Origin of the sequence: Paraburkholderia sp. NMBU_R16, from assembly GCF_013282575.1 — a bacterium.
Classification (GTDB): Bacteria; Pseudomonadota; Gammaproteobacteria; order Burkholderiales; family Burkholderiaceae; genus Trinickia.
In genome coordinates this window covers 1-675 of the sequence record NZ_JAAAYE010000251.1, presented here as the reverse complement: position 1 = coordinate 675, position 675 = coordinate 1, and the positions used below count along the sequence as shown (strand labels likewise).

Below are 675 nucleotides of genomic sequence, written 5' to 3'. Positions count from 1 at the left end.
CTTTCGACGTTCATTTCAAAGATCGTCGAGTGATGGACCAGCCGGTCGACGGCGGCCACCGTCATGGCCCGGTCGGGGAAGACCTTGTCCCATTCGCCGAATGGTTGATTTGCGGTTAACAAAAGGGAACGGCGCTCATACCTGGCGCTGATGAGTTCGAACAGGACCGACGTCTCGGCCTGATCCTTGCTGACGTATGCGAAATCATCGAGAATTACCAAATCGAAGCGATCCAGCCGGTTGATGGCGGACTCCAGAGCGAGCTCGCGGCGCGCGACCTGCAACCTCTGCACGAGGTCGGTAGTGCGAGCGAAGAGGACCTTCCAGCCCTTCTCCAGCAGGCTCAGTCCGATGGCTGAAGATAAGTGCGACTTGCCTCCACCAGATGGCCCCATGAGAATCAGGTTGGCGCCGTTGCGCAGCCAGCCGTCGCCGGCGCAAAGTGCTGAGACGTGCGCGCGGGACACCATCGGCACCGCGTCGAAATCGAAGTTCTCCAGCGTCTTGCCCGGCAGCAGCTTTGCGTCCTTGAGGTGACGTTCGATTCGGCGTCGATCGCGCTCGGCGATTTCGTGTTCAGCCAGCGCCATCAGCAGGCGTGCCGCCGGCCAGCCTTCCGTATCGGAACGTTCGGCAAAGCTGGGCCAGATCTGCTTGATGGCGGGCAGCCGCAAA

1 protein-coding gene is annotated in these 675 nt (G+C 61.0%); it reads right to left on the bottom strand.

From position 1 onward, the window contains the following. Positions 1–674 (bottom strand): IS21-like element helper ATPase IstB (gene istB, locus GWC77_RS28120; RefSeq protein ID WP_254367238.1); only part of this gene is annotated, 674 nt, incomplete at its 3' end. Between the last annotated feature and the right edge of the window lies 1 nt (position 675).